This window comes from Acinetobacter sp. TYF_19 (assembly GCF_043105125.1).
Taxonomy (GTDB): Bacteria; Pseudomonadota; Gammaproteobacteria; order Pseudomonadales; family Moraxellaceae; genus Acinetobacter; species Acinetobacter johnsonii.
In genome coordinates this window covers 173,284-198,332 of sequence record NZ_JBICLH010000013.1, presented here as the reverse complement: position 1 = coordinate 198,332, position 25,049 = coordinate 173,284, and the positions used below count along the sequence as shown (strand labels likewise).

The window sequence follows — 25,049 nt, the reverse complement described above, 5'->3', positions numbered from 1 at the left end:
CAGGTAAAATCAAGACATAGATACCAAATGTATACATCTTAGCCCATAGAAAAAAATGGCAAAGAATACCTAAAAATAAGATTTAATACTGAAAATGAGATGGATTTATGAAATTTGCCTGAAATATGTCACATTTAAGCCATTAAATTAATAAAAACAGTTGTGGATTTTATAGTCTTGGTCTTTATAATCATGGCTTTTAGTACATATCCTTGTGGGATCACATACGATGACTGACTTAGTTCAGCAGTTGGCAAAAGAAATTGCCGTACGTCCAAATCAAATCGAGGCTGCCATCAAGTTGATTGATGAAGGTGCTAGCGTTCCATTTATTGCGCGTTACCGTAAAGAAGTCACGCAAGGCTTAGATGATGCGCAGTTACGTCAGCTCGATACACGTTTGGCTTATTTACGTGACTTATTTGAACGTCGCGACAAGGTAATCGAATCATTAAAAGAACAAGACAAATTGTCTGATGATTTATTGGCACGTGTAAATGCTGCTGAAACTAAAAATGCCTTAGAAGAAATTTACGCACCATACCGTCCAAAACGGACCAGTAAATCATTTAAAGCCAAAGAAGCAGGCTTGGGCCCGATTGCAGAGAAAATCTTTGCAGAAGCGGTTGATCCAGCTGAAGCATTGGCAGGCTTTAGCCATGAAGATTATCCAGATCTAGAAAGTCAGCTGGATGCGATTCAACATATTTTAATCGATGACTGGGCGCAGAACATTGCACTGACCACTGAACTTAAGGCCACGTTTGCAAAAACGGCCACTTTAAAAAGTTTAGTGGCAAGTGATGAGAAAAAAGAAGTTGGCAAAAAATTCCGCGATTACTTCGACTTTTCTGAAAATTTAAATAAAGTCCCGTCACACCGTTTATTGGCTATGTTACGTGGTCGTCAAGAAAACGTTTTAGGTTTAAAAGTTGATGGCGAAGATGATGCACCATTGGCGCGTATTGAAACTGAATACAGCCTTGAAACTGCACAGCCGCAAGCACGTCAAGACTATTTAAAACAAACGGCTAAATTGTTCTGGTTAGGCAAGGTTCGTCCAAGCATCGAACATTCGTTGCTCACCGAAAAACGTCTTGCCGCCGAATCTGAAGCAATGGATGTTTTTGCTGAAAACTTACGTCATTTGTTGTTGTCTGCACCCGCGGGCGCACGTACAACATTAGGTGTGGACCCTGGCATCCGTACAGGGGTGAAATTGGCTGTGGTGAATGCATCGGGTGATGTACTTGCACATAGCACGATTTATCCATTTGCACCTAAAGATGATAAAGCGGGTTCAATTGCAGAACTTGCCCGTTTATGCCGCGAGTTCAATGTTGACCTGATTGCCATTGGCAATGGTACAGCAAGCCGTGAGACAGAAAGCGTTGTGGCTGAAATGATGGCTGCAAACAGCGATTTAAAACTGACACGTGTTTCTGTATCAGAAGCGGGTGCATCGGTTTATTCAGCGTCTGAATTGGCTTCTGCGGAGTTACCAGAGCTAGATGTATCGATTCGTGGTGCAGTGTCGATTGCACGTCGTTTACAAGACCCATTGGCTGAACTGGTGAAAATCGATCCAAAATCGATAGGTGTAGGTCAGTACCAACATGATGTGAACCAAACTGGTTTAGCTAAAACCCTTGAAGCAGTCGTTGAAGACTGTGTGAACTCGGTAGGTGTGGATGTTAATACTGCATCATCTGCTATCTTGGGTTATATCGCAGGTTTGAATAAGTCGATTGCACAGCAAATTGTCGATTTTCGTAAAGAAAATGGCCGTTTCGACAACCGCCAAGATTTGAAAAAAGTACCGCGGTTAGGCGAGCGTACTTTTGAACAAGCGGCAGGTTTCTTACGTATTCAAGATGGTTCAGAGCCACTGGATGCTTCTGCTGTTCACCCAGAGTCTTATGCGCTGGTGGGTAAAATTGTTGAAGCGAAAGCGACGACAGTGAAGGACATCATTGGTAACTCGGAAATCATTCGCCAAGTGAATGCTGAGGAATTTGCAGATGAGAAATTTGGTTTACCAACTATTCAAGATGTACTATCTGAACTGGAAAAACCAGGTCGTGATCCGCGTCCAGAGTTCCGTACAGCAAAATTCCGTGAAGATATTACCGAAGTTGCGCAACTGACTGAAGGCATGCAGCTTGAAGGTGTCGTGACCAATGTGACGAACTTCGGTGCTTTTGTGGATGTGGGTGTACACCAAGATGGTTTAGTTCATATTTCAGAGTTGGCGAATGAATTCGTTGCAGATCCGCATAAAGTGGTGAAGCCGGGGCAAATTGTGCAAGTACGTGTACTCACTGTAGATGCTGAGCGTAATCGTGTGAATTTGTCGATGCGTCCGGAAGGTGCTGAAGCGCCTAAAGCTCCGCGTCAACCACGTCGTGAAAATACAGAGCGTAGTGAACGTAAACCACAAGGTAAACGTCCACAACAAACACGTCCTCAAGGCGAGCGTGCTCAAACAAATAAGAAGCCGCAAACGGCTAAACCTCAAGAAAATAAAATTGGTGGTTTAGGTGCATTGTTACTTCAAGCAGGGATTAAAGGTTCGAAATAATCTTTAAGATTTGAATAAAAAAACCTCCCAAGTGGGAGGTTTTTTTTATGGTTACTTTTATCCGTTGATGATGGGCACGATCCAACTGGTGATAATCAGCATAATGCCAAAGTGCCCAAGCTTTCGGCAAACTTTGACAAAAGTTGGAGCGGGTTGTTCCAGTCGAGTGGCATAATCTTTGAGGCTTATGGCTTGGGTGCTGCGGCTATGCCACACGAAAACAGCAAGGTCGATACAGATCAGAATCGTGCCGACATTGGCCACGATATCCATCAATACATAATCTTGTAAATACAGGCTACTGCCTACTCGGTAGCAGAGATAAATCGCAAAAGCGATACACACATATTGCAGTACGAAAGTAAAAGCGCGCATAAATTCACAAAATAAAAAAAGACGGCTGTTTATAACACAAAAAGTAGAAGGGTCACGTCGTCTTTATTTTTTGTCCACAAAAAAAGGTATGAGTCTTAACTGATTAGGCTTTGTGCAATCAGGCTGGAAAAAATGGAGACTAAACCTATTTTTGAAAAAATATTGCAATACATGCTTGAGGGTTGTGAGGTTGGCTTGTTTTTTGTTTCTAGAGAGTATATTTCGCTCGTCAGTGGGGTAGGCTGTTGCGGTGCGCGTTGGCTCTTAAAGCCAAATTCGAGCAAGATCATCAGCAAACCGCCATGAATCAGCACTTGCCAGATTGAAATATGAGAGAGGGTAAGTTCTGTATATAGATTAAAAGCAGTGGTTGCAGCAAAGATGAAGCAAAAAAGCTTGAATAAATAAAATGTCTGCATTTCTTTTCCCCTTTTATAATTGCTTTTATGATGAGCTTTTTTTCTTAAGCGAATATTAAGAACTATAAAAGAGTTTCGAAAAATTTAGCTACCCAACCTTTGATCAAAGGTTGGGTAAATTGTAAGAAAACTTACCAGTGTTCACCTGGGAATAAGCGTGCATAAGCTTTTTGTACCCAGTTGAGTTTTTGCTGTTCGCCTACAGACGCGGTAGAACTTGGGAATAAGTTATAACCAATCGACATGAGCTTATTGTTGATGTCTGGTGCAATTGAATAAGTAATCGATGCCAAACGACCTAAGTTAGTTGCGACCTTCTTCGGACGCTTCACAATCGCATAAGCAACCAAATCTGCTGCTTGTTCAGGCGAAAGAGTCGGGACGTATTTATAAATTTTTGTTGGCGCAATCATCGGGGTGCGTACCAAAGGCATATAAACCGAAGTAATCGCAATTTTATGTGAATGCACTTCGGCAGAAAGACAACGACTGAATGCATCTAGTGCGGCTTTAGACGCCACATAAGCCGAGAAACGAGTGGCATTTGCCAATACGCCAATCGAGCTAATGTTAATAATATGCCCATCACGACGAATCATCATTTGTGGCAGGATGTTCATGACTAAACGTACAGCACCAAAGTAGTTAAGCTGCATGGTACGTTCAAAGTCGTGGAAGCGTTCCGCTGACTCATGTACAGCACGGCGGATCGAACGACCTGCGTTATTAATTAAAATATCAATATGATCGACTGAAGCTAAAATCTGCTTAGAGACTTCATCAATCGAGTCTAAATCATTTAGGTCACATGGAAAAACAGAGGCTGAACCACCTTTGGCTTCGATTTCTGCTTTCACTTCTTCTAGTGTTTCTTTGGTGCGCGAAACTAAAAGGACGTGCGCTCCTGCGTCAGCCAGTTTGTGTGCAACGGTTAAACCAATACCACTTGAAGCGCCTGTAATTAAGACGGTTTTTCCATTTACACGTTCTTTAAAAAGTCTATCCATTCTTGAATTCACGTTATCATTCCTGATCTAAGTCAAATATTTGAGGGTTATGGCTATTTTTATATTCGATTATTAAGGCTACATTTTCTGAGAAATGTAGCGGCTTTCCTTCACGGTATAATACCTAAACTGCTTAAAAATATCACTGCATAAGTTATTGAAATAATAAATAAAATTAGAGTAAAAGCTCTATTTTATTGGTTCTAATTAATTGTTTTTAACATGAATTCAATCAAAGTGAAAGGGCTATAAATATAAAAGACAAGCGTATAAAAAACCTCAATCATGTGATTGAGGTTTTAAGTTTAGCAGTCTGTTTTTTAGACTTGAGCCAAGGCCTGCTCTAAATCTGCAATCAAATCATCAATATGTTCAATACCTACAGATAAACGCACCATATCAAGACTTACTCCAGCAGACTTTAATTCTGCTTCATTCAGTTGGCGATGTGTGGTGGTGGCGGGGTGGCAGGCCAGACTTTTGGCATCGCCAATATTGACCAAGCGAGTGAAGAGTTGTAGTGCATCAATAAAGCGAGTGCCTCCTTCACGACCATCTTGTACCCCAAAGGATAAAATTGCCGAAGGTTTTCCTTTGACATATTTTTGCGCTAAGCCATGCTGAGGGTGATCTTTCAGGCCGGCATAGTTGACCCATTGTACTTTAGGGTGTTGCTGTAAATATTCAGCCACTTTCTGCGCATTTTCAGTATGACGTTCCATACGCAGGTTTAGCGTTTCTAAGCCTTGTAGAATCAAGAACACGCTTAAAGGGCTAATCGCAGCACCAGTATTACGTAATGGCACCACGCGGGCACGTGCGATATAAGCTGCTTCGCCTAAAGCTTCGACATAGTTCACGCCGTGATAGCTTGGGTCTGGCGTATTCAGCACTTTAAAGCGCTCAGGATACTTGCCCCAAGGAAATTTACCGCTATCGACAATCGCTCCACCAATCGAGTTACCATGCCCGCCAATATATTTGGTTAATGAATGCACCACAATGTCTGCCCCATATTCAAAGGGTTTCAGCAGCGCAGGGGTTGCGACGGTATTATCGACCACCACAGGCACGCCATACTCATGTGCGATTTTGGCAATCGCTTCTAGGTCAATGATATTGCCGAGTGGGTTGCCAATCGATTCAACAAAGACCAATTTGGTTTTTTCATCAATTAAACCACGTAGGGCTTCTGGATCTTGATAATCAAAGAAACGTACCTCAATGCCTTGTTTCGGTAGAGTGTGGGCAAACAGGTTATAGGTGCCACCGTACAAGGTCGAAACAGAAGCAATGTTGTCCCCTGCTTCGGTAATGGTTTGAATAGCATAAGTAATGGCTGCCATGCCAGAGGCTAAGGCCAACGCGCCAATACCGCCTTCGAGTGCGGCTAAACGTTGTTCTAGCACCGCAGTGGTCGGGTTCATAATTCGGGTATAAATATTGCCTTGGACTTTTAGGTCAAATAAATCCGCACCATGTTGCGTATTATCAAAGGCATAAGACGTAGTTTGATAAATCGGCACAGCCACTGCTTTGGTGGTGGCTTCGGGGCTATAACCAGCATGGATAGCCAAAGTTTCATCTTTATAGGTCATGGGACTTCATCTGCGTGAGTTAAATATTGCACAGTCTACCATCAATGAATATGAGTGAAAGTGTGAAAATAATGAATATTTATCTAAAAAATTCATAAAGATGAGCTAAGAATAGCTTCTTGTCTGTGGAAAAGTGAGATAAAGAGTATGTTTAAAAAATAACCGCACTGAAAGTTGTAACATTGCATTGAAGATCGGTTTCATGCCTTATTTTTTCAACGTATTCATCGTATAATGCCCGCAAATATTTTTTCGCTTCTTGCGATTTTTTGGTTTTTCTATTGAGGAGTCCTACGTGGCCCAATATATTTATACGATGAACCGAGTGTCTAAAATGGTTCCGCCTAAGCGCGAAATCTTAAAAGACATCTCTTTGTCATTTTTCCCGGGTGCAAAAATTGGTGTACTTGGTTTAAACGGTGCAGGTAAATCGACCTTGCTTCGTATTATGGCGGGCGTAGACAAAGATTTCTCTGGTGAAGCGCGTGCGCAACCGGGTATCAAAATTGGTTACCTAGAACAAGAGCCGCCACTTGATCCAAATAAAGATGTCCGTGGAAACGTAGAAGATGGTTTACGTGAACCATTGGATGCTTTAGCACGTTTGGACGAAGTATTTGCTGAATATGCAGCAGAAGATGCAGACTTTGATGCATTGGCAAAAGAGCAAGAAAAACTTGAAGCGATTATCCATTCATGGGATGCGCATAACCTTAGCAACCAAATGGATCAAGCTGCAGCTGCCTTGAACCTACCTGCTTGGGATGCGGATGTCACACTACTTTCAGGTGGTGAGCGTCGTCGTGTTGCATTGTGTCGTTTGCTTTTATCTAAGCCAGACATGTTACTTCTAGACGAACCGACGAACCATTTGGATGCAGAATCTGTGTCTTGGTTAGAGCGTTTCTTGAAAGACTTTGCCGGCACGATTGTGGCGATTACGCACGACCGTTATTTCTTGGATAACGTAGCAGAATGGATTCTTGAGCTTGACCGTGGCATGGGTATTCCTTACCAAGGTAACTATTCTTCTTGGTTAGAACAAAAGAATGCACGTTTAGAGCAGGAAAATAAACAAGAAGAATCTTTTGCGAAAGCATTGAAAAAAGAACTTGAATGGGTTCGTTCAAATGCCAAAGGTCAGCAAAAGAAAAACAAAGCGCGTATGGAGCGTTTTGAAGAGCTTAACTCACGCGAATTCCAACAGCGTAACGAAACTTCTGAAATCTATATTCCACCTGGCCCACGTCTAGGGAATAAAGTCGTAGAAGTGGAAGGTATCAGCAAATCATTTGATGGTCGCGTACTGTACGAAAACCTGAGCTTTACCGTACCACCTACAGCAATTGTGGGTATCGTGGGTCCAAACGGTGCGGGTAAAACCACACTGTTCCGTATGATGACTGGTGAACAACAGCCAGATACAGGTACGGTGACTTTGGGTGAGTCGGTTAAAGTAGCGTATGTGGGTCAGATTCGTGACACCTTAGATAACAATAAAACCGTTTGGGAAGAAGTTTCTGGCGGTTTGGATATCTTAAGAATTGGCGATTATGAAATTGCATCACGTGCTTATATCGGTCGCTTTAACTTTAAAGGTCAAGACCAGCAGAAGCGTGTAGGGGAGTTGTCAGGTGGTGAGCGTAACCGTTTACAACTGGCGAAAATCCTACAAATGGGCGCAAACGTCATCTTACTGGATGAGCCATCGAACGACTTGGATATCGAAACCTTACGTGCACTTGAGGATGCAATTCTTGTATTCCCAGGTACGGTAATGGTGGTGTCGCACGACCGTTGGTTCCTTGACCGTATTGCAACGCACATCTTGTCGTTTGAGAACGAACAGCCTGAATTCTACGAAGGTAACTATGCTGAGTATGAAGCCTATCGTTTAGCGCGTTTAGGTGATGCTGCGGTTCAAAAGCGTACCAAATACAAAAAAATTGGCGGTTAATTTCCCCGCATAAAAAAACCAGCCTTCGGGCTGGTTTTTTTATGCTTAGCAATTGCCGCTTAAGGCGTTTTAGGGGCATTCACTTGTAAGCTGATAATGGTGTAATACTGATTTTTAGGTTTTGCTTTGGCATCGACTTTTTCGCTCACTTCAATCAGGTATTGCCCAGCTTGTGCAAAAGTGAGTGTGGCATTGCCTTGTGCATCGACAGGTGTGCTTTTCGCTTGTTGCTCAAGCTCACCTTGAGCGCGAACCATGAGTTCTGCGTGTGCAAGGGCTTTGCCTGCTTGAGTAATTTGCAGTTGTACAGGCTGTTGCACCGTGATTTGGTTTGGATGGGTTTTGAATTTGACTTGAATTGGGGTTGGCGTTACAGCAACAGGTGAGGTGCTGTCTTTGCTCACATAGCTTTGAATGCTCCATTCGCGAACCGTAGAGACTTTGCTTGGCACTTTGCCTTTAAAGTCACTTGGAATGACATAGTCACGCTCGCTTAGGGCAGGGACTTTATCTGCTGCGACATCGGCAAATATTTTCCATTGATGATTATGTTGTACATATTCAATTGGATATGAGGTCTTGGCAAAAATGGTATAGGTGCCTTTTTCTGGTAGCTTAAGATCAAATGCAGTGGCAGATTCTAAGTGCTTCTGTGCTTGAATCGTCGTCTGTGTTTGGTTGGGTTGGAAAACCGTGAACGAAATATCTTTTAGGGCATATTCAGGATGAAAGGCTTGTTCCGCATAGGCACTCAATAGAGGGACTTGAGTATTTTCAGTGTGATACGCCAGTGGAGCGACGTAGGGTTCATGTGCTTGAGCCACTGAACAGAACAAGAGTGTGCAGAGTAGAGCGTTTTTCATAGAGACTAGGCCTAAAAATATTTCGTAAGATGAGGTTTTTGATTATATCGAGAAAAACTAACAAGTGATAATGATTATTATTTAGGCAGATAAAAAAAGGGAGTTCATAGACTCCCCCTTTTGGATGCAGGTTCTAAGTTAAGGCTTAGATTTCCCACTCATGGTTGCATTCGCGGCATTTCCATTTTTTCTGAGACTGCATGAAGCCTTGCATTGAAATCTTAAAGTCAGGAAGGTCACGGTAAAATAGGAAGCCTGCAATCACACACACGATGAAAACCACAACCGTTGCAATTTGTAATGTTGAGCCAGCGCCATCCCCAAATAGCCACATTGCGATGCTAATGAGCACCAAAAGTAATAATACAAAAATGGCTGGCACTAAAAAAACCAGACTTTTAGGCACGACAGGGCGTGTTGCTGGAGCCCCTGCTTGAGCAACCGGCATAATTTTTGGGCTTTGACATTGAGGACAACGATATTGCATTACAACTCCAAAATTCGAATCTATGCCGTATTCTAATCGGATTGGAGCAGAAAGCCAAAAAAGCGTGTTAATGAAGTGCTGATAAATTTGAGGTAATAAAAAACCCAAGTCATAATGCTTGGGTTTTTTACCAGATGTTGCCATCTTAAATATGGCGTCCCTACGGGGATTCGAACCCCGGTTACCGCCGTGAAAGGGCGATGTCCTAGGCCTCTAGACGATAGGGACTTATTGAGGCATCACGTTGAGTGGTTAACACCGTCTCTCTGTGTGAGCGCTATATTAGGGATATAACGCCCATGCGTCAACTAAAAAATCAATTAAGCTTCATCAACTGCGTCATTTTTCGGCAATTTTAGGCTTTCATTGAGTTTTTCCCAAACTTTTGCTTCTTTTTTGCTAGGACCACCCACAATTTCAAGAGCATGGCGTAAGCGCGCGAAAGTTAAGTCAGGGCCAATGGTGACCATGGTTTGCATCACTGGGGTCGAAGCGGTTGAACCTGCAATGGCAATAAAGAACGCTGGCATAAAGTCACGGAGCTTAATTTCCATTTGGCTGGCTAAGTCCATCAAGGTTTGACTTACGGTGTCATTGTTCCATGTGAACATGCTTTCCAAACGCCAAATCGCAAATTGAAGACTTTGACGAACTTGTTCTTCGCTCAGTTTCTTGCTTTCAAACTGTTCTTTGGTCAAGCTTGGGAACTGGTTAAAGTAATGCGCAGACCAGTTCACCGCTTCTGAAAGCAAGTTGATACGAGGTTGAATCGCTGCTGCGATGTCTTCGAGCATCTTACGATCTGCTTTCCATGCTAATAAGGTATCTAACAGTTCAGCAGGGCTTAGGCCTTTGATCCATTGACCATTGAGCCAATTCAGTTTTTCTACATCAAAAATTGGACCACCGAGGGATACACGTTGAATATCAAAGTGTTCAATCATCTCCGCCAATGTGAATTTTTCGCGTTCATCTGGCATCGACCAGCCCATGCGGCCTAAGTAGTTCAACAAGGCTTCAGGCAAGACACCAATATTTTTGTAGTAGTTAATAGAAGTTGGGTTCTTACGTTTCGACAGTTTTGATTTGTCTGGGTTACGTAGTAATGGCATATGACCCAGTACAGGCATTTCCCAACCAAAGTATTGATACAGCAACTGATGTTTAGGTGCGGAAGGCAACCATTCTTCGCCACGGAAAACGTGGGTGATTTGCATCAAATGGTCATCCACCACATTGGCAAGGTGATAGGTTGGTAAACCGTCTGTTTTAAGCAAGACTTGCATGTCCACTTGCACCCAAGGAATTTCCACTTCCCCGCGCAGTAAGTCATTGACTGTACAAATACCTTCTTCGGGCACTTTCATACGAATCACGTGTGGCTCACCTGCAGCAAGGCGACTTTGGACTTCTTCAGCAGATAATTTTAAACCACGACCATCGTACTTTGGTGTTTCACCACGGGCCTGTTGTTCTGCACGCATTTGATCGAGTTCTTCGCTCGTTGCAAAGCAGTAGAACGCATGACCTTTTTCAACCAAATCCAGTGCATATTGCTTATAAATATGCATGCGTTCAGACTGGCGATATGGCGCATGTGGCCCGCCAATGTCTGGACCTTCAGACCAATTCAATCCTAACCAACGCAATGAATCTAAAATCATTTTTTCAGATTCAGGAGTCGAACGAAGTTGGTCGGTATCTTCGATACGCAGAATAAATTCACCACCATGTTGCTTGGCATAGCATAAGTTAAATAACGCAATATACGCTGTGCCCACATGCGGGAAGCCAGTTGGAGAGGGTGCAATACGAGTACGAACAGTCATAGCCAATTATGATTCAGAATGTAAATTGAGGTCTATTATAACGAAAAAGCCCGATCACTTAATGCTTAATTCAACATTCAGTGATCAGGCTTTTGTGCGCAAATGTCATAACTTGAGAGAGGTTACGACACTGTGGCATATTTTTAGTTTAGAGGAACAATGATTGCACAAAACGGCTAAAGCGCTGGTTTTGTGTAGCAAAGAAATTTTGTGTCGGTGCAACTTTGATTGAGGTCATGATTTTTAAATCATTATCCGTCATCGTAGTTCTATCACTGCCTTTTTGTTGGCTGAGCGCTTTTTCAATCAATGATGTTTTTTCAGTGGGCATCGTTGCTTTGTCATTGCTTTGAATGGCTGCACTATGTCCCAGTTGGCTAAAACAAGCCAAGCCGATACTCAACGTAACGGTATGTAAAAATGTTGCTTTCATGTCCTTTTCCCCTCTCAACATGGTATTGGAACAGATTTTTATTAAAGTCATTGGTAATCTAGTTTCAATTTAACCGATTTCACAAATAAAAAAGTAGAACTGTGTCACACAATTTACAAAATTATAAACAAATTTGGGCTAAATTGACATTTAAACATCAAATATAAATCATTTGGCTTTTTGTACCAAATAACTGTGGAGATAGCATGGATATTTTGAGCTTGATCTGTGGAGGATGGATATGGGTTTATCCTTAAAAGTGCACAAAATAGTCCTTTTAGAGATATCTTTTTATCAGATATAAAAGCCATAATTAATTATAACTAGATGATTGTGTTGGTTTTTTGTTGTTTATATAGTGAGCAAATTCAGTTCGAGTATAAAGCAATGAAAAAAATATTAGCGACATCTATTTTGGTATTATTTGGGGGCTTTGCAGCCAGTGCTTATGCAGCAAAAGATTTTTTAAATGTGTCTTATGACCCAACCCGTGAGTTTTATCAAGAATATAACCAAGCCTTTGGACAGTATTGGAAAAGCAAAACTGGGCAGGAGGTCAACTTTAAACAGTCTCATGGTGGATCGGGCAAGCAAGCACGTGCCGTTGCAACGGGTCTACAAGCAGATGTGGTGACCTTGGCCTTGGCCAATGATATTGATGAAATTGTGAATACTGGACAAATTGATAAAAATTGGCAAAAAGAATTTCCAAATAATTCTGCACCTTATACGTCAACCATTGTTTTTTTAGTGCGTAAGGGTAATCCGAAACAAATTAAAGACTGGAATGATTTAACCAAACCGGGGGTTGAGATCATTACCCCAAATCCAAAAACAGGCGGTGCGCCGCGTTGGATCTATTTATCGGCTTGGGGGTATGCATTAAAACAACCGGGAGGTAATGATGCGAAAGCCAAAGAATTGGTGAAAAAACTTTATCAAAATGTCAAAGTCCTTGATTCAGGTGCGCGAGGTTCATTGACCACGTTTGCTGAACGAAGCATAGGAGATGTGTTGTTGTCTTGGGAAAATGAAGCCTTACTGGCAACCCAAGGCCTCGGTAAAGACAAATACGATATTGTTTATCCGTCTATTTCGATTTTAGCGGAGCCATCGGTTGCGATTGTGGACAAAACCGTCGACAAAAACGGCAATCGAAATTTGGCCAAGGGCTATTTAAATTATCTGTATTCGCCAAAAGGGCAGGAGTTGGCGGCGAAGCATTTCTTCCGTCCACGAAATAAACAAGTGGCGAACAAATACCTTACGCAATTTCCAAAGCAAAAAACCTTTAATATTAATGATGTCTTTGGAGGGTGGGCCAAAGCGCAGAAAACTCACTTTGTAAATGGTGCGATTTTTGATCAAATTTATGCTGAAAAATAAACGTGCTGTGGTTTGACGCGATCACGTTCGAACATAAAAGTGGATATACGCATATCCACTTTTATTATATTTTAAGCATAAAAATGTATATAATAAGAATAAGTAAAGTGTTTGCTATTATTTTAAATAAAAACAATTCATTAAGTCTCAGTGATTCTAAAGTAACGAGTATTTAAAAAACAAAAGTGAATTGCGATTTATGATTTTGTTTCATATATTTAGCATAATTCTTGATATTTAATTTAATACGCCATGAAAATGCATTTGAAATCTCTCTGGGCTGCTGCCGTAGTGGCAACAGGTCTGACATTCAGTATGACATCAGCTCAAGCGGCTGACCGTACTATGCTCAATGTCTCCTATGATGCAACACGTGAATTTTACGATGAGTTCAATAAATCCTTTGGTGCCTATTGGCAAAGTCGTACAGGACAAACGGTCGACTTTAAACAGTCACACGGGGGTTCAGGTAAACAAGCCCGTTCGGTCGTGGATGGTCTAAAAGGGGATGTGGTGACCTTGGCCTTAGCCAATGACATTGAAGAAATTGTCAAATCAGGTCAAATCCAGCCGGGTTGGCAAAAAGAGTTTCCAAATAACTCTGCACCTTATACATCGACCATTGTGTTCATGGTACGCAAAGGCAACCCGAAAAAAATTAAGGACTGGTCTGATCTAACCAAACCGGGTGTACAAATTATTACGCCTAATCCTAAAACAGGCGGTCTACCGCGTTGGGTGTATCTGTCTGCTTGGGGTTATGCACTGAAACAACCTGGCGGTAATGATGCCAAAGCCAAAGAGTTCGTGGGTAAAATGTACCATAACGTGAAAGTGATGGACTCTGCGGCACGGGCGTCTATGACCACCTTTGCAGAACGTCGCATTGGTGATGTGTTATTGACTTGGGAAAATGAAGCCTTAGTGACACAAAAAACTTTAGGTAAAAATCAGTTCGATATTGTTTATCCATCGATCTCGATTTTAACCGAGCCTTCGGTGGCAATCGTTGATAAGACCGTGGCGAAAAATGGCAACAAGTGGTTAGCACAGGGTTATATCAACTATTTATATTCACCACTGGGTCAGGAAATGGCGGCGAAACACTTCTATCGTCCGCGTAATGCTGCAATTCTAGAAAAATATAAAGCGCAATTTCCACCGTTAAAAACCTTCAGCATTGATGAGGTGTTTGGTGGTTGGGCCAATGCTCAAAAGACCCACTTTGTGAATGGGGCGACTTTTGACCAAGTCTATAATAGCCGTAAATAATCCAGTTCATTATTTCAGCTACTACTTAAAAAGCCTCCCTTGGGAGGTTTTTTTGATAATGAATGCTGTTTAAAAACGGTTTTGTCTATGAAAAGTAATATTTCCCTACAAAAAGTCGTTTGGAGCTTTGTTAAAACAAGGTAATAATGTGCAGTTACATTTTTCCTTCCGATCATATTGAGTCTTTATGTCGCATATTTCTGTATTACTTCACGAAACTGTTGATGCTTTGGTAGCAGATCGCAATACAGGGATTTTCATTGACGGGACGTTTGGTCGTGGCGGACATACACGCTTGCTGTTGTCTAAGCTGGATGAAAATGCACGTGTCTATGGTTTTGATAAAGACCCGCAAGCACTGGAAACAGCTGCGATTTTAGAACAAGAAGATCCACGGTTTAAAATTATCCATGCCAGCTTTGCTGACCTTAAGCATGAGTTAGAAGTACGCGGCATTGGCTTGGTCGATGGTGTTATGGCAGATTTGGGCGTGTCTTCACCGCAGCTTGATCAGGCGGAGCGTGGCTTTAGTTTTATGAAAGATGGACCACTGGATATGCGTATGGACAATTCAAAAGGTCCAACCGCAGCGCAGTGGTTGGTCAATATTGAGGAAGAAGCGTTAGCCAATATTATTTTCCAATACGGTGAAGAGCGTTATAGCCGTCGTATTGCCAAAGCGATTAAAGCGGCTGGGTTGATTGAAACCACAGCGCAGTTGGCTGAAATTGTGAAAGTGGCGCACCCGAAATGGGAAAAAAATAAACATGCTGCAACACGAACTTTCCAAGCAATTCGTATTGCCATTAATAAAGAATTAGAAGATATTGAAGTTTTCCTACCGCAAGCGGTAGACGTATTAAAACCGAATGGTCGCTTGGCTGTGATTAGCTTCCATTCCTTAGAAGATCGATTAATTAAACAATTTATTCAAAAAGAGTCGACACTTGAGGAAGACATGGGTTGGGGTATGCCACAACAACGACCAGATACGCGTCGTTTAAAGAAAGTATCACGTGTGAAAGCAAGTGATGCCGAGGTTAAAGCCAATCCACGTTCACGTAGTGCATGGCTTAGAATTGCAGAGCGCTTAGCACTTAAAGGCGAATAATGAAAACTGAAGTCGTTGAAAAAATTCCAACAAAGTTAAAGTTTAAGAAGCTGATTGCCTATGTCATTTTATTGGTGCTGGTGTTTGTCAGTGCCATGATGGTGGTGTTCCAAGTGTTTGAATACCGTCATGACTATCGCGAAATGAGCTCTTTTATGCGCGAGCGTGATGACTTAAATGCAGAGTGGGGCCGTTTGCTGATTGAACAGCAAACTTTTGGCGCAACTGCACAAATTGGAACGCGCGCAGTGACGCAACTGCGGATGTATTCACCACCTGCGGCGCAAACCGTAGTGATTTCTTTACCCACGACTTCAGAAGACAAAAAATAAGGCCGCTGTAACATGGTAGAAAAGCGTAAACCCACTCGTAAAAAACAGCAAGCGGTGACTGAAAAATCGGCTCTACAGGTTGAAATGTGGCGCTTTTATCTCATGTGGGCAGTGGTTTTAGCTTGCTTTATTGCTTTGGTTGGACGTGCTTTTTACGTACAGGTCATCAATACTGAGTTTTTGCAAAACAAAGCCAATGCCAATATTTTAAGAACTGAAAAAATTAAAGCCATGCGCGGTGTGATTTATGACCGTCATGGTGTGCCTTTGGCGATCAGTACGCCGATTATGAAAGTGGTGATTGATCCACGTGATTATTTTGATAATAAAAAACTGTTTGATGAGATTACGGCTGAATTAGCCAAAGACCCGCACAATCGTAAATTGAAGCGTCAATTACCAGACAAAAACTTAAATCTGGATGAACTGGCTGATGCTGTGGGCATGGATCGCGCAGAACTGAAGCGGAAACTGAATGAACGTCCGCGTTCGCGTTACTTGGTCTTGAAAAAAGAAGTGCCACCTCAGCAAGCTGAACTGATTGCGAAGCGTGAGTTCCAAGGGGTGTATACCGAAAAGAACTATAAGCGTTACTATCCGCAACCACAACCGAATGCGCAAATTATTGGTTTGACCAACAGTGAAGGTTCGGGCATTGAAGGTTTAGAAATGCAGCTGAATCAACGCCTGTCGGGTATTGATGGTGAGCAGCAAATTGTTCGAGATAAAAAGGGCAATCGTTTTAAAGATGCTGAAGTGGTTAAAGAAGTTGAGCCGGGTGAAAATATTACGCTCAGTATTGACTCGCGCCTTCAGTACATTATGTACCGTGAACTGACCGCTGCGGGTGTAGCCAATAATGCCCGTTCTGCAACAGCGATTGCGGTCGATGTGAAAACGGGTGAAATTTTAGCGATGGCGTCGTGGCCGTCGTATAACCCGAACGATAAAAATAGTTTGTCCAATAAAGATGCCATGCGTAACCGTGGTGCGGTTGACTCTTTCGAGCCAGGTTCAACCATGAAGCCTTTGACCATTTCAATGGCCTTGGAAAGCGGCAAATACATGCCGAATACTGTGGTCAATACTACACCAGGTTCGATGCGAGTCGGTAACCATACCATTCGAGATACGCATAACTACGGTCCACTGACTTTGGGCGGGATTATTCAAAAATCCTCTAACGTGGGTGTGGCTAAAATTGCTTTGTCTCTCCCTTATGCAACTTTACCGACTTTTTATAAACGTCTCGGTTTTGGTCAGCGTTCTGCGGTTAAATTCCCAGGTGAAAGTGGTGGTTTAATTCTTCCGCCAAGTAAATGGAATGTATCGGAAGTCGCGACCATGGCATATGGTTATGGCTTAAATGCGACTGTGCTGCAAATGGTGGATGCTTATGCCATGTTGGCTAACAAAGGCGTGAAAATGCCTTTGAGTTTGTATAAGTTAGATGCACCGCCGCGTGGTGAGCAAATGATTGATCCAAAAATTGCGGATCAAGTTTTGTTGATGATGGAAACGGCAACCTTACCAGGTGGTACCGCGACTCGTGCGACTATTCCGGGTTATCGTGTGGGGGGTAAAACAGGAACCGCACATAAGTTGCGTGCGGACCGTAAAGGCTACTCAACCAATGAATATCGTGCACTTTTTGCTGGTGTGGCACCCGTTAGCGACCCGCGTTTAGCGATGGTGGTCGTGGTCGAAAACCCGCAAGGGACTTACTATGGTGGTACGGTGTCTGCGCCTGTATTTGCCCGTGTTATGCAAGAATCCTTACGTTTAATGAACGTGCCTTTAGATAAACCTTTAGATGCTCCTGTAATCAAGAGATAGGTGATGAATGTCCATTACATTTCAACAACTCTACACCGCTAACTTAAGCGCTGAATGGATGGCACAGCCATTTCAAGGTTTTGTTCTTGATAGTCGTAAAGTACAGGCAGGGCAAATTTTTATTGCGCTGACATCACTTTCACAGCCTGAAAAAACAGTGCAGTTTGCGCAAATAGCCTTGGACAAAGGGGCTTTAGCGGTGGTGAGCGAAACTGAGCTTGCACTTGAAAACAGTATTGTGGTGCCGAATGTGCGTCACTTGATGGGAGACTGGCAAAAGCAATTTTTGTTGGCCACTAGCCAAGTACAGCCTGCTCGCATTTTAGCGGTGACGGGAACCAATGGTAAAACCACCATTTCTCGTTTGGTTGCTGAACTGTTGATGTTGCAAGGTCAGTCTTGTGCTGTGATGGGCACGACAGGTAATGGCATTTTACCCAATTTAGAAGCATCGTCGCATACCACCTTGGATGCGCTGCATTTACAAAATGCACTACATAGCTATGCCAAGCAAGGGGCTGAATTTGCTTCGATTGAAGCCTCTTCACATGGTTTGGAGCAAGGTCGTTTAGCGGGCAGTGAGATTGAAATTGCTGCATATAGCAACTTAAGTCGTGACCATTTGGACTACCATGGCACGCTTGAGGCTTATGCCGAAGCTAAATCTCACTTATTTCAATTTCCATCATTGAAAGTTGCAGTCATCAATCTGGATGATGAGCATGCTGGAGTCATGATTCAAGCGGCACAAAATAATCCAGTCCAACCGAAAATTTTAACCTATTCAACCACGCAGCCTGCAGACTATCAGGTGAAGAATATTCAATATAGCCTGACGGGTGCGAACTTTAGCTTGTCTACGGCACAGGCCGAATATCAGGTACAGAACCCATTATTGGGTCAATTTAATATTGAAAATTTGGTCGCAAGTTTAATTATGGTTGAACAAGCGGGTTTTGATTTAGCCGATGTGGTTACTACGACAGCACAGCTCAAAGGTGCACCAGGTCGTATGCAAGTGATTCGTGATGATGCGCGTTTATTTGTGGTTGATTATGCGCATACGCCTGATGCTCTGGTGCAAGTCTTAAGCACGTTGAAGCGCCATGTAGAACAGCAACTCTGGGCAGTATTTGGTTGTGGTGGAGACCGCGACCGTGGCAAACGCCCATTCATGACCCAAGCAGCATTAAACGGAGCAGATGTGGTGTTGTTGACTTCAGATAACCCACGTACAGAAAATCCTGAGCAAATTTTTGCCGATATGAAAGCGGGTGTTGATTTCTCAACTCGTGTGGTTCATGAAATCCATGATCGTCGTGAAGCGATTAAATTTGCCGTTCAACAGGCCCAAGCGGGTGATATTGTCGTGATTGCAGGCAAAGGTCATGAAAACTATCAAGAAATAGAGGGTGTTCGACATTGGTTTGACGATGTCGTCGAAGTGCAATCCGCGATTGATGCACAGCACCACACTACTGATTCTGCTTATCCTGCACACTAAGGAAGTCATATGCATACCTCAACAACCAGCACAGTGCCTTTAGTGTCATGGACCGCCGCACAGTTACTCGAAGCCACCCAAGGTTATTGGCTAAATGATCAAGCACCAAATACTGAAATTAAGCGTATTTTGACGGATTCGCGTGATGCAGAAGCAGGAGATGCTTTCTTGGCACTCAAAGGCGAACGTTTTGATGCGCATGCTTTTATTACGCAAGTTGCTGAACAAGGCTGCCAAGTGGCCATTGTGAGCCGGCCTATAGATGCGGAGATTTGTCAGTTGGTGGTGCCTGATACACGTTTGGCATTGGGACAGCTGGGGGCTTATCGTCGTGCACAAAACCCACAGCTAAAAGTGATTGCGCTGACGGGGAGTAGTGGTAAAACCACCACCAAAGAAATGTTAGGCAGTATTTTGTCACGTATAGCACCAACGTTGGTGACCCGTGGCAATCTGAATAATGACTTGGGTGTGCCAGTCATGTTATTGGAATTACGTCCTGAGCATCAATATGCAGTGATGGAATTGGGTGCAAGCCATCAAGGTGAAATTGATTATACCTCGAATTTGGTCCAGCCCTTGGTTGCAGGCATTATCAATATTGGTACAGCACACTTGGGTGAGTTTGGTGGACGCGATGGTATCTGCCGTGCCAAGTCTGAGATTTATGCGCATATTGCCCCAAATGGCACATCTATTGTTCCAGCAGCCGATGATTTTGCCGATAGCATTCGTCAAGCAGTGCAAACTGAACAGGTGCTCAGCTTTGGTGCGGGTGGTGAAATCTTTGCCACTGAGATTGGCCTACAGGCACAATCTGCAATATTTAAGTTGAATACGCCACAAGGCGTGTGTCAGGTGAATTTACCATTTGCTGGGGAGCATAATGTTCAAAATGCAACCGCTGCGGCAGCTTTTGCTTTAGCGATTGGTATTAGCTTGGATGATATCGTACTTGGCCTTGAGCAAGCAGTCGGTGCAAAAGGGCGTTTGAACTTTATTCAACAAGGCCGTCATTTGTTGATTGATGATACTTACAATGCCAACCCAACCTCTATGCGTGCCGCTGCTGAAGTGCTTGCACAGCAAGAGGGGGTTCGAGTGATGGTGATGGGTGATATCGGTGAGCTAGGTAGCTCTGCTGCACAGCAGCACTATATGCTGGGACGTGATTTGGTCTCGGTGAAAGGGTTGAACTTCGTGGTGGCTGTCGGTGAATTTGCACCTGCGGCACAAGAAGGCGCACGCAGCACCCAATATGGCAAAAAAATGCAGGCTTTTTTAACTCAAGAGCAGGCTTTGCCGTTCTTACTCAGTTTAATTGAAACACATCAACCCCAGTCTATGAGTTTCCTGTTTAAAGGTTCTCGTTATACCCATATGGAAACGTTGATGGCTGATTTGATGGAGAAACTCTAAATGTTGTTATGGTTATTTGAACAACTGGCGGGCTACCATAGTTCGTTTCAGGTGGTTCGTTATTTAACATTGCGTTCTTTGCTCAGTGTTTTAACCGCACTGACCATTGGTCTAGTGCTCGGTCCTGTGATGATTCGCAAGTTGCAAGCACTCAAATATGGTCAAGCCGTGAGTTCATATGCTCCTGAAAATCATGCCAAAAAAATGGGTACACCAACCATGGGTGGGGTGCTGATCTTACTCTCAATTGGTATCTCCACACTGTTGTGGGCAGACTTATCCAACCCTTATGTATGGATTGTCTTGGCAGTGATGGTGATTTTTGGTGCAGTGGGTTGGGCCGATGACTGGATCAAGATTCGCTATAAAGACAATGCTGGCTTACCTGCCCGTAAAAAGTTCTTCTGGACGTCGCTTGCGTCACTGGGTGCTGGTATTGCACTATATGTAATTGCACAGCAACAGAGCAATCCTGTACATACCGCAAATATGCTGGATCTGCTGATTCCATTTTTTAAAGATTTAAGTATTCCTTTATCGGTGATTCCGCTGGGTATTGGTTTTATCATTTTCACCTATTTGGTGATTAATGGTGCATCAAATGCCGTGAACCTGACCGATGGTTTGGACGGTTTAGCGATTATGCCTGTAGTGCTGGTTGCAGCGGGTTTAGGTGTATTTGCATATTTGGCCGGTGATGTCCGTTTTGCCAATTATTTACATATTCCTTATGTGCGCTTTGCTTCTGAGTTGGTGGTGATTTGTGCAGCCATGATTGGCGCGGGTCTAGCCTTCCTTTGGTTTAATGCACACCCTGCACAGGTTTTTATGGGCGATGTGGGTGCATTATCATTGGGTGCAATGCTCGGTACAATTGCGGTCATGGTTCGTCAGGAAATTGTCTTTGCCATTATGGCTGGTGTGTTTTTGGTCGAAGCGATTTCAGTCTTCTTGCAAATTGGTTCTCTCAGAATGCGCAATAAACGGGTATTTCTGATGGCACCTTTACACCACCATTATGAGAAAAAAGGCTGGCGTGAAACCCAAGTGGTGATTCGTTTTTGGATTATCACAATTATGCTGGTAGTTTTAGGGCTAATGACTTTAAAATTGCGCTAAGCAAAAGTATGAAAAGAGTCGGTATTTGCCGGCTTTTTTTATGCGTGAGGTAATGTCTTGGAGAAAATAATGAATCTGCTCATGTGTCCTGTGTGTCGTGAGACTCTAACTTTAAACGAAAGAACATGGCGCTGTGCGAATTCACATAGTTATGATGTGGCGAAACAAGGCTACGTCAATCTGCATGTCGTCCAACATAAGCACAGCAAAAATCCGGGGGATACGCCTGAGTCGGTACAAGCCCGCCGTGCCTTCTTAAGTGCAGGTCATTACGCGCCTTTACAGCAAGCAGTTGTAAATAAGGTGCGTGATTTACGTATTGAAAATTTACTCGATATTGGCTGTGGTGAAGGCTATTACACAGACGCGATGCAGGCTGAAGTGCTGCAATGTGTTGGTGTCGATATTGCGAAAAATGCAGTGCAAGTGGCTGCGAAAATCAATAAAAAGATTACTTGGGTTGTGGGTACTGGAGCAACTTTACCTGTACTGGATCAGTCAATTGATTTATGTAGCAGTTTATTTAGCCCGATTCCAAAACAAGAGATTTTAAGGGTGCTCAAGCCGCAAGGATATTTATTTGTAGTGACGCCTGCGCCTCAGCATTTGTATGCCATGCGTGAAGCTCTGTTCGAAGAGGTGAAGCCGCATGAACCGAGCAAATTTGTAGAGCAGTTGAGTGATGCGTTTGATTTGGTGAGTGATGATGTTGTTGATGCTGAACTTAAGCTTAATCAGCAGGACTTAAAAAACCTGATTGCCATGACCCCTTATGCCTATAAAGCAAAACAAGAGCGCCGTGAAGCTTTAGAGGCTCAAACAGCTTTTGAACTACAAGCGCAGTATCAAATTTTACTGTTTCAGAAAAAAGCATAAGTATAAAAAAGCCCGCAGATGCGGGCTTTTATTATTGGACTTGATCAATCAAATGATCGAGCGCATCTGATTTAGGTTTTGGTTGTTCTATGGGTGCTTGCATGGTGGGTGGGGTGCTGTTCTTTGGAACCAACGTTTCCTCTTCACCAGGCAAATCATCAAAGTCACGCTCAGGAGCACGTGGAACCACCACCGGTGCAGGGCGATACAACGGCTGCGCCAAAGGTGGGGTTGGCCCTAAGTTGCTCTGAGGTGTTTCTTTCTGATGGCGTTGAATTGGCGCTTTGGCTTTGGCATCGAGTTGAACCCACGCCGAAGGCGTGCCTTGTAAGGCTTTGGCCATGAAGTCTGTCCAAATTGGAAGCGCAGCCACACCACCGTATTCGCGGCGTCCTAAAGTTGTGGGTTGGTCGAAACCAACCCACGCTACAGTGACCAATTTGCCATTAAAGCCTGCAAACCAAGCATCTTTTGCATCATTGGTGGTTCCTGTTTTACCGCCCAAGTCATCTCGTCCAATACGCAGCGCAGCACGGCCTGTACCATGTTGAATCACGTCTTTTAAAATATTCGCCATATCATAAGCAGAGCTAGATTTTAAAATACGTTGCGCTTGACGATAGTCACTGTTGATCTCAACAGGATTTGCCGATTTTTCAGTGGGGTTTAGATCTTGGTTAGTGACTTCAATTACTTCATCATCAGGTGTGATGGTGTCAGCAGACTGAGGATTTGATTCTTGTTGAGAGATACAACTGATACATGCATATTCGGGGTTGTTCTGATAAATGACCTTGCCATAGGCATCTTCAATACGATTGATGAAGTGCGGTTGAATACGATAACCGCCATTGGCAAAGGCTGAGTAACCCGTGGCCATTTGAATCGGTAAAACCTGAGGTGTTCCGAGTGCAATGGTATAGTTACGGGGAATCTGTTCATCGGTTAAGCCAAAGTCCATGAACAATTGGCGTGTCCGTTCAATGCCCACGGTTTGAAGGAGTCGAACTGACACGGTATTCCGCGATAAATACAGTGCACGACGCAGGGGAATCATGCCTAAATAGCGGCCATCGGCATTACGTGGTGACCATTTCCCAATGGTGATCGGGCTGTCATTGACCATGCTATACGGTGTCATACCGCGCTCTAAAGCGAGTGCATAGACAAAGGGTTTAATAATCGAACCTGGTTGGCGCCAGCCTTGTGTGGTTCGGTTAAATTTAGATTGATAAAAATTATAACCACCAACCAATGCTTCTACAGCGCCATTGTTTGGGTTAAGTGCAATCAGCTGGCCCTGAACTTTAGGCAGTTGCACCAAAGCCCATGAGGTTTTGTTGTCATTGGGGCGCAGACGTACAATGTCTTTTACTTTAACAATCTGAGGTGCTCTTGATGGTGCACCGCCTACCGCATTTGCATTGCGATAAGGGCGTGTCCAAGACATGCCAGACCATGGTACGGTTACCGTTGAGCCATCTTGCATTAAGGCATCAAAACTATTTTGATTCACACGGGTAACTTCGGCAGGGAAGGTGTTGGCAAATGCACTAAAGCTACTTAAGGGTTTGTCATGAGCTTCCGCACCACGCCAACCATGACGACGGTCATAGGCTTCTAAACCATCTTGTACCGCTTGTTCGGCATAGGCTTGGCGTTCACTGTTGATGGTGGTGTAGACCTTATAACCAGAGTCAATCGCGTGCTCGCCGAACTTTTCAATCAGTTCGCTACGGACCATTTCACCGATGTAGGGAAATCGATTGCTTACCCCACGGTCAGGCATATCAAGATTAATTGGTTCCGCAATCCCTTTTTCATATTGGCTTTGGTTAATGTAGCCTAGCTGGAGCATACGACCCAAAATCCAGTTACGACGTTCTAAAGCACGTTCGGGGTTGACCACTGGATTGTATTTAGATGGCGCTTTAGGTAGACCAGCAATCATTGCCATTTGAGCAATGCTGAGTTCGTCTAAGCTTTTGTTGTAGTAAATTTTAGCAGCCGCTGCGATACCGTAGGCATTTTTACCCAAGAAAATCTTGTTGACATAGAGGGTTAAGATTTCCTCTTTCGTCAAATTTTGTTCAATTTTTCGTGCCAGAAAAACCTCAGTCAACTTACGTTTTAAGGTACGCTCGGGACTGAGATAATAGTTTTTTGCCACTTGCATGGTGATGGTCGAGCCACCCGTTTGGACGTTTGACCCAGTAATACTTTCACTGACTGCACGTCCTAAACCTTTAAAACTGATACCACTATGCTCAAAAAAAGAAGAATCTTCCGCCGCTAAGAAGGCATGAATAAAACTTCGTGGGATCTGATCGTAATCTACGGGTACAGATAGCTTGCCACCGTATTCCGAAATGAGTTGGTTATCCGCACTATAAACTTGTAAAGGTTTTAGTAATGGCGCCTTTTTTAGAGTTGTCATTTGCGGCAAAGATGGGGCAATATAGAGATACATGCCATAAAAACCCATTGGAATTGAGACCAACATTATAATAATGATCAAAAAAAATGGATGAACACGGCCCGAACAAGATAGCTTTTTCATAACAAGTAAGTTTTAATAAGAGCTAATGGCAAACTAATTAGCGGTCAGTATATCCTGTACACATACGGAATGTTAGATGAGTTAT

The 25,049-nt window shown here is 43.3% G+C and carries 20 protein-coding genes and 1 tRNA gene; 11 read left to right on the top strand and 10 right to left on the bottom strand.

What is annotated here, in order from left to right:
* Positions 1-229: 229 nt before the first annotated feature.
* Complete coding sequence (locus ACF8FD_RS01495) at positions 230-2,581, top strand: Tex family protein (protein ID WP_279678830.1); 2,352 nt, start codon at positions 230-232, stop codon at positions 2,579-2,581.
* A gap of 57 nt (positions 2,582-2,638) precedes the next feature.
* On the opposite strand, the gene ACF8FD_RS01490 is transcribed toward ACF8FD_RS01495, so the two are convergent.
* The 4 genes from ACF8FD_RS01490 to ACF8FD_RS01475 all read right to left on the bottom strand — a co-directional run bounded on the left by ACF8FD_RS01490 (position 2,639) and on the right by ACF8FD_RS01475 (position 5,980).
* A complete protein-coding gene (locus ACF8FD_RS01490; protein ID WP_279678831.1) occupies positions 2,639-2,956 on the bottom strand; it encodes a hypothetical protein in 318 nt (105 codons plus the stop codon).
* A gap of 95 nt (positions 2,957-3,051) precedes the next feature.
* On the bottom strand, positions 3,052-3,375 hold the full coding sequence (locus tag ACF8FD_RS01485; RefSeq protein ID WP_010327664.1) for a hypothetical protein: 324 nt from the start codon (positions 3,373-3,375) through the stop codon (positions 3,052-3,054).
* A gap of 131 nt (positions 3,376-3,506) precedes the next feature.
* Positions 3,507-4,382 carry an SDR family NAD(P)-dependent oxidoreductase gene (locus tag ACF8FD_RS01480; RefSeq protein ID WP_238893368.1) on the bottom strand — a complete coding sequence of 292 codons (876 nt, stop codon included), beginning with the start codon at positions 4,380-4,382 and terminating at the stop codon, positions 3,507-3,509.
* A 320-nt stretch (positions 4,383-4,702) separates the two neighbouring features.
* Positions 4,703-5,980 (bottom strand): O-acetylhomoserine aminocarboxypropyltransferase/cysteine synthase family protein, encoded by a 1,278-nt coding sequence (locus ACF8FD_RS01475; protein WP_234304410.1) that lies wholly within the window; start codon positions 5,978-5,980, stop codon positions 4,703-4,705.
* A gap of 295 nt (positions 5,981-6,275) precedes the next feature.
* Here ACF8FD_RS01475 and ettA point away from each other — a divergent pair, with 295 nt between their 5' ends.
* Complete coding sequence (gene ettA / locus ACF8FD_RS01470; protein WP_004691537.1) at positions 6,276-7,937, top strand: energy-dependent translational throttle protein EttA; 1,662 nt, start codon at positions 6,276-6,278, stop codon at positions 7,935-7,937.
* Between the two features lie 59 nt (positions 7,938-7,996).
* Here ettA and ACF8FD_RS01465 read toward each other — a convergent pair whose 3' ends face one another.
* The 5 genes from ACF8FD_RS01465 to ACF8FD_RS01445 all read right to left on the bottom strand — a co-directional run bounded on the left by ACF8FD_RS01465 (position 7,997) and on the right by ACF8FD_RS01445 (position 11,549).
* The gene (locus tag ACF8FD_RS01465; RefSeq protein ID WP_279678832.1) at positions 7,997-8,800 is read right to left on the bottom strand and encodes a DUF4198 domain-containing protein; all 804 of its coding nucleotides are present in this window, start codon (positions 8,798-8,800) and stop codon (positions 7,997-7,999) included.
* A 145-nt stretch (positions 8,801-8,945) separates the two neighbouring features.
* Positions 8,946-9,287, bottom strand: a complete 342-nt coding sequence (locus ACF8FD_RS01460) for a hypothetical protein (RefSeq protein ID WP_087011787.1) — start codon at positions 9,285-9,287, stop codon at positions 8,946-8,948.
* Positions 9,288-9,439: 152 nt separating this feature from the next.
* A tRNA-Glu gene (locus tag ACF8FD_RS01455) sits at positions 9,440-9,515 on the bottom strand.
* A gap of 92 nt (positions 9,516-9,607) precedes the next feature.
* A complete protein-coding gene (gene gltX, locus ACF8FD_RS01450) occupies positions 9,608-11,116 on the bottom strand; it encodes a glutamate--tRNA ligase (protein WP_126035030.1) in 1,509 nt (502 codons plus the stop codon).
* A 148-nt stretch (positions 11,117-11,264) separates the two neighbouring features.
* The gene (locus tag ACF8FD_RS01445) at positions 11,265-11,549 is read right to left on the bottom strand and encodes a hypothetical protein (protein ID WP_004978106.1); all 285 of its coding nucleotides are present in this window, start codon (positions 11,547-11,549) and stop codon (positions 11,265-11,267) included.
* Positions 11,550-11,936: 387 nt separating this feature from the next.
* On the opposite strand from ACF8FD_RS01445, the gene ACF8FD_RS01440 reads away from it, so the two are divergent.
* The 9 genes from ACF8FD_RS01440 to ACF8FD_RS01400 all read left to right on the top strand — a co-directional run bounded on the left by ACF8FD_RS01440 (position 11,937) and on the right by ACF8FD_RS01400 (position 22,404).
* Complete coding sequence (locus ACF8FD_RS01440) at positions 11,937-12,935, top strand: sulfate ABC transporter substrate-binding protein (protein WP_184117970.1); 999 nt, start codon at positions 11,937-11,939, stop codon at positions 12,933-12,935.
* A gap of 252 nt (positions 12,936-13,187) precedes the next feature.
* Positions 13,188-14,207 (top strand): sulfate ABC transporter substrate-binding protein, encoded by a 1,020-nt coding sequence (locus ACF8FD_RS01435; RefSeq protein ID WP_279678834.1) that lies wholly within the window; start codon positions 13,188-13,190, stop codon positions 14,205-14,207.
* 187 nt (positions 14,208-14,394) lie between these two features.
* Positions 14,395-15,318 (top strand): 16S rRNA (cytosine(1402)-N(4))-methyltransferase RsmH, encoded by a 924-nt coding sequence (gene rsmH / locus ACF8FD_RS01430; protein ID WP_279678835.1) that lies wholly within the window; start codon positions 14,395-14,397, stop codon positions 15,316-15,318.
* Positions 15,318-15,650, top strand: a complete 333-nt coding sequence (ftsL, locus tag ACF8FD_RS01425; protein WP_234954484.1) for a cell division protein FtsL — start codon at positions 15,318-15,320, stop codon at positions 15,648-15,650. Before rsmH ends, ftsL begins: the two co-directional genes overlap by 1 nt.
* 12 nt (positions 15,651-15,662) lie before the next feature.
* The gene (gene ftsI, locus ACF8FD_RS01420) at positions 15,663-17,486 is read left to right on the top strand and encodes a penicillin-binding protein PBP3 (protein ID WP_010327652.1); all 1,824 of its coding nucleotides are present in this window, start codon (positions 15,663-15,665) and stop codon (positions 17,484-17,486) included.
* 7 nt (positions 17,487-17,493) lie between these two features.
* On the top strand, positions 17,494-18,990 hold the full coding sequence (locus ACF8FD_RS01415) for a UDP-N-acetylmuramoyl-L-alanyl-D-glutamate--2,6-diaminopimelate ligase (RefSeq protein ID WP_279678837.1): 1,497 nt from the start codon (positions 17,494-17,496) through the stop codon (positions 18,988-18,990).
* 9 nt (positions 18,991-18,999) lie between these two features.
* The gene (gene murF / locus ACF8FD_RS01410; protein WP_279678838.1) at positions 19,000-20,409 is read left to right on the top strand and encodes a UDP-N-acetylmuramoyl-tripeptide--D-alanyl-D-alanine ligase; all 1,410 of its coding nucleotides are present in this window, start codon (positions 19,000-19,002) and stop codon (positions 20,407-20,409) included.
* Positions 20,410-21,528, top strand: coding sequence for a phospho-N-acetylmuramoyl-pentapeptide-transferase (gene mraY / locus ACF8FD_RS01405; protein WP_004691502.1), 1,119 nt, complete (start codon positions 20,410-20,412; stop codon positions 21,526-21,528).
* A gap of 69 nt (positions 21,529-21,597) precedes the next feature.
* Positions 21,598-22,404: a putative RNA methyltransferase gene (locus ACF8FD_RS01400; RefSeq protein ID WP_094148984.1), complete on the top strand. Its 807-nt coding sequence runs from the start codon at positions 21,598-21,600 to the stop codon at positions 22,402-22,404.
* Between the two features lie 31 nt (positions 22,405-22,435).
* Here ACF8FD_RS01400 and ponA read toward each other — a convergent pair whose 3' ends face one another.
* Positions 22,436-24,964: a penicillin-binding protein PBP1a gene (ponA, locus tag ACF8FD_RS01395; RefSeq protein ID WP_279678839.1), complete on the bottom strand. Its 2,529-nt coding sequence runs from the start codon at positions 24,962-24,964 to the stop codon at positions 22,436-22,438.
* Between the last annotated feature and the right edge of the window lie 85 nt (positions 24,965-25,049).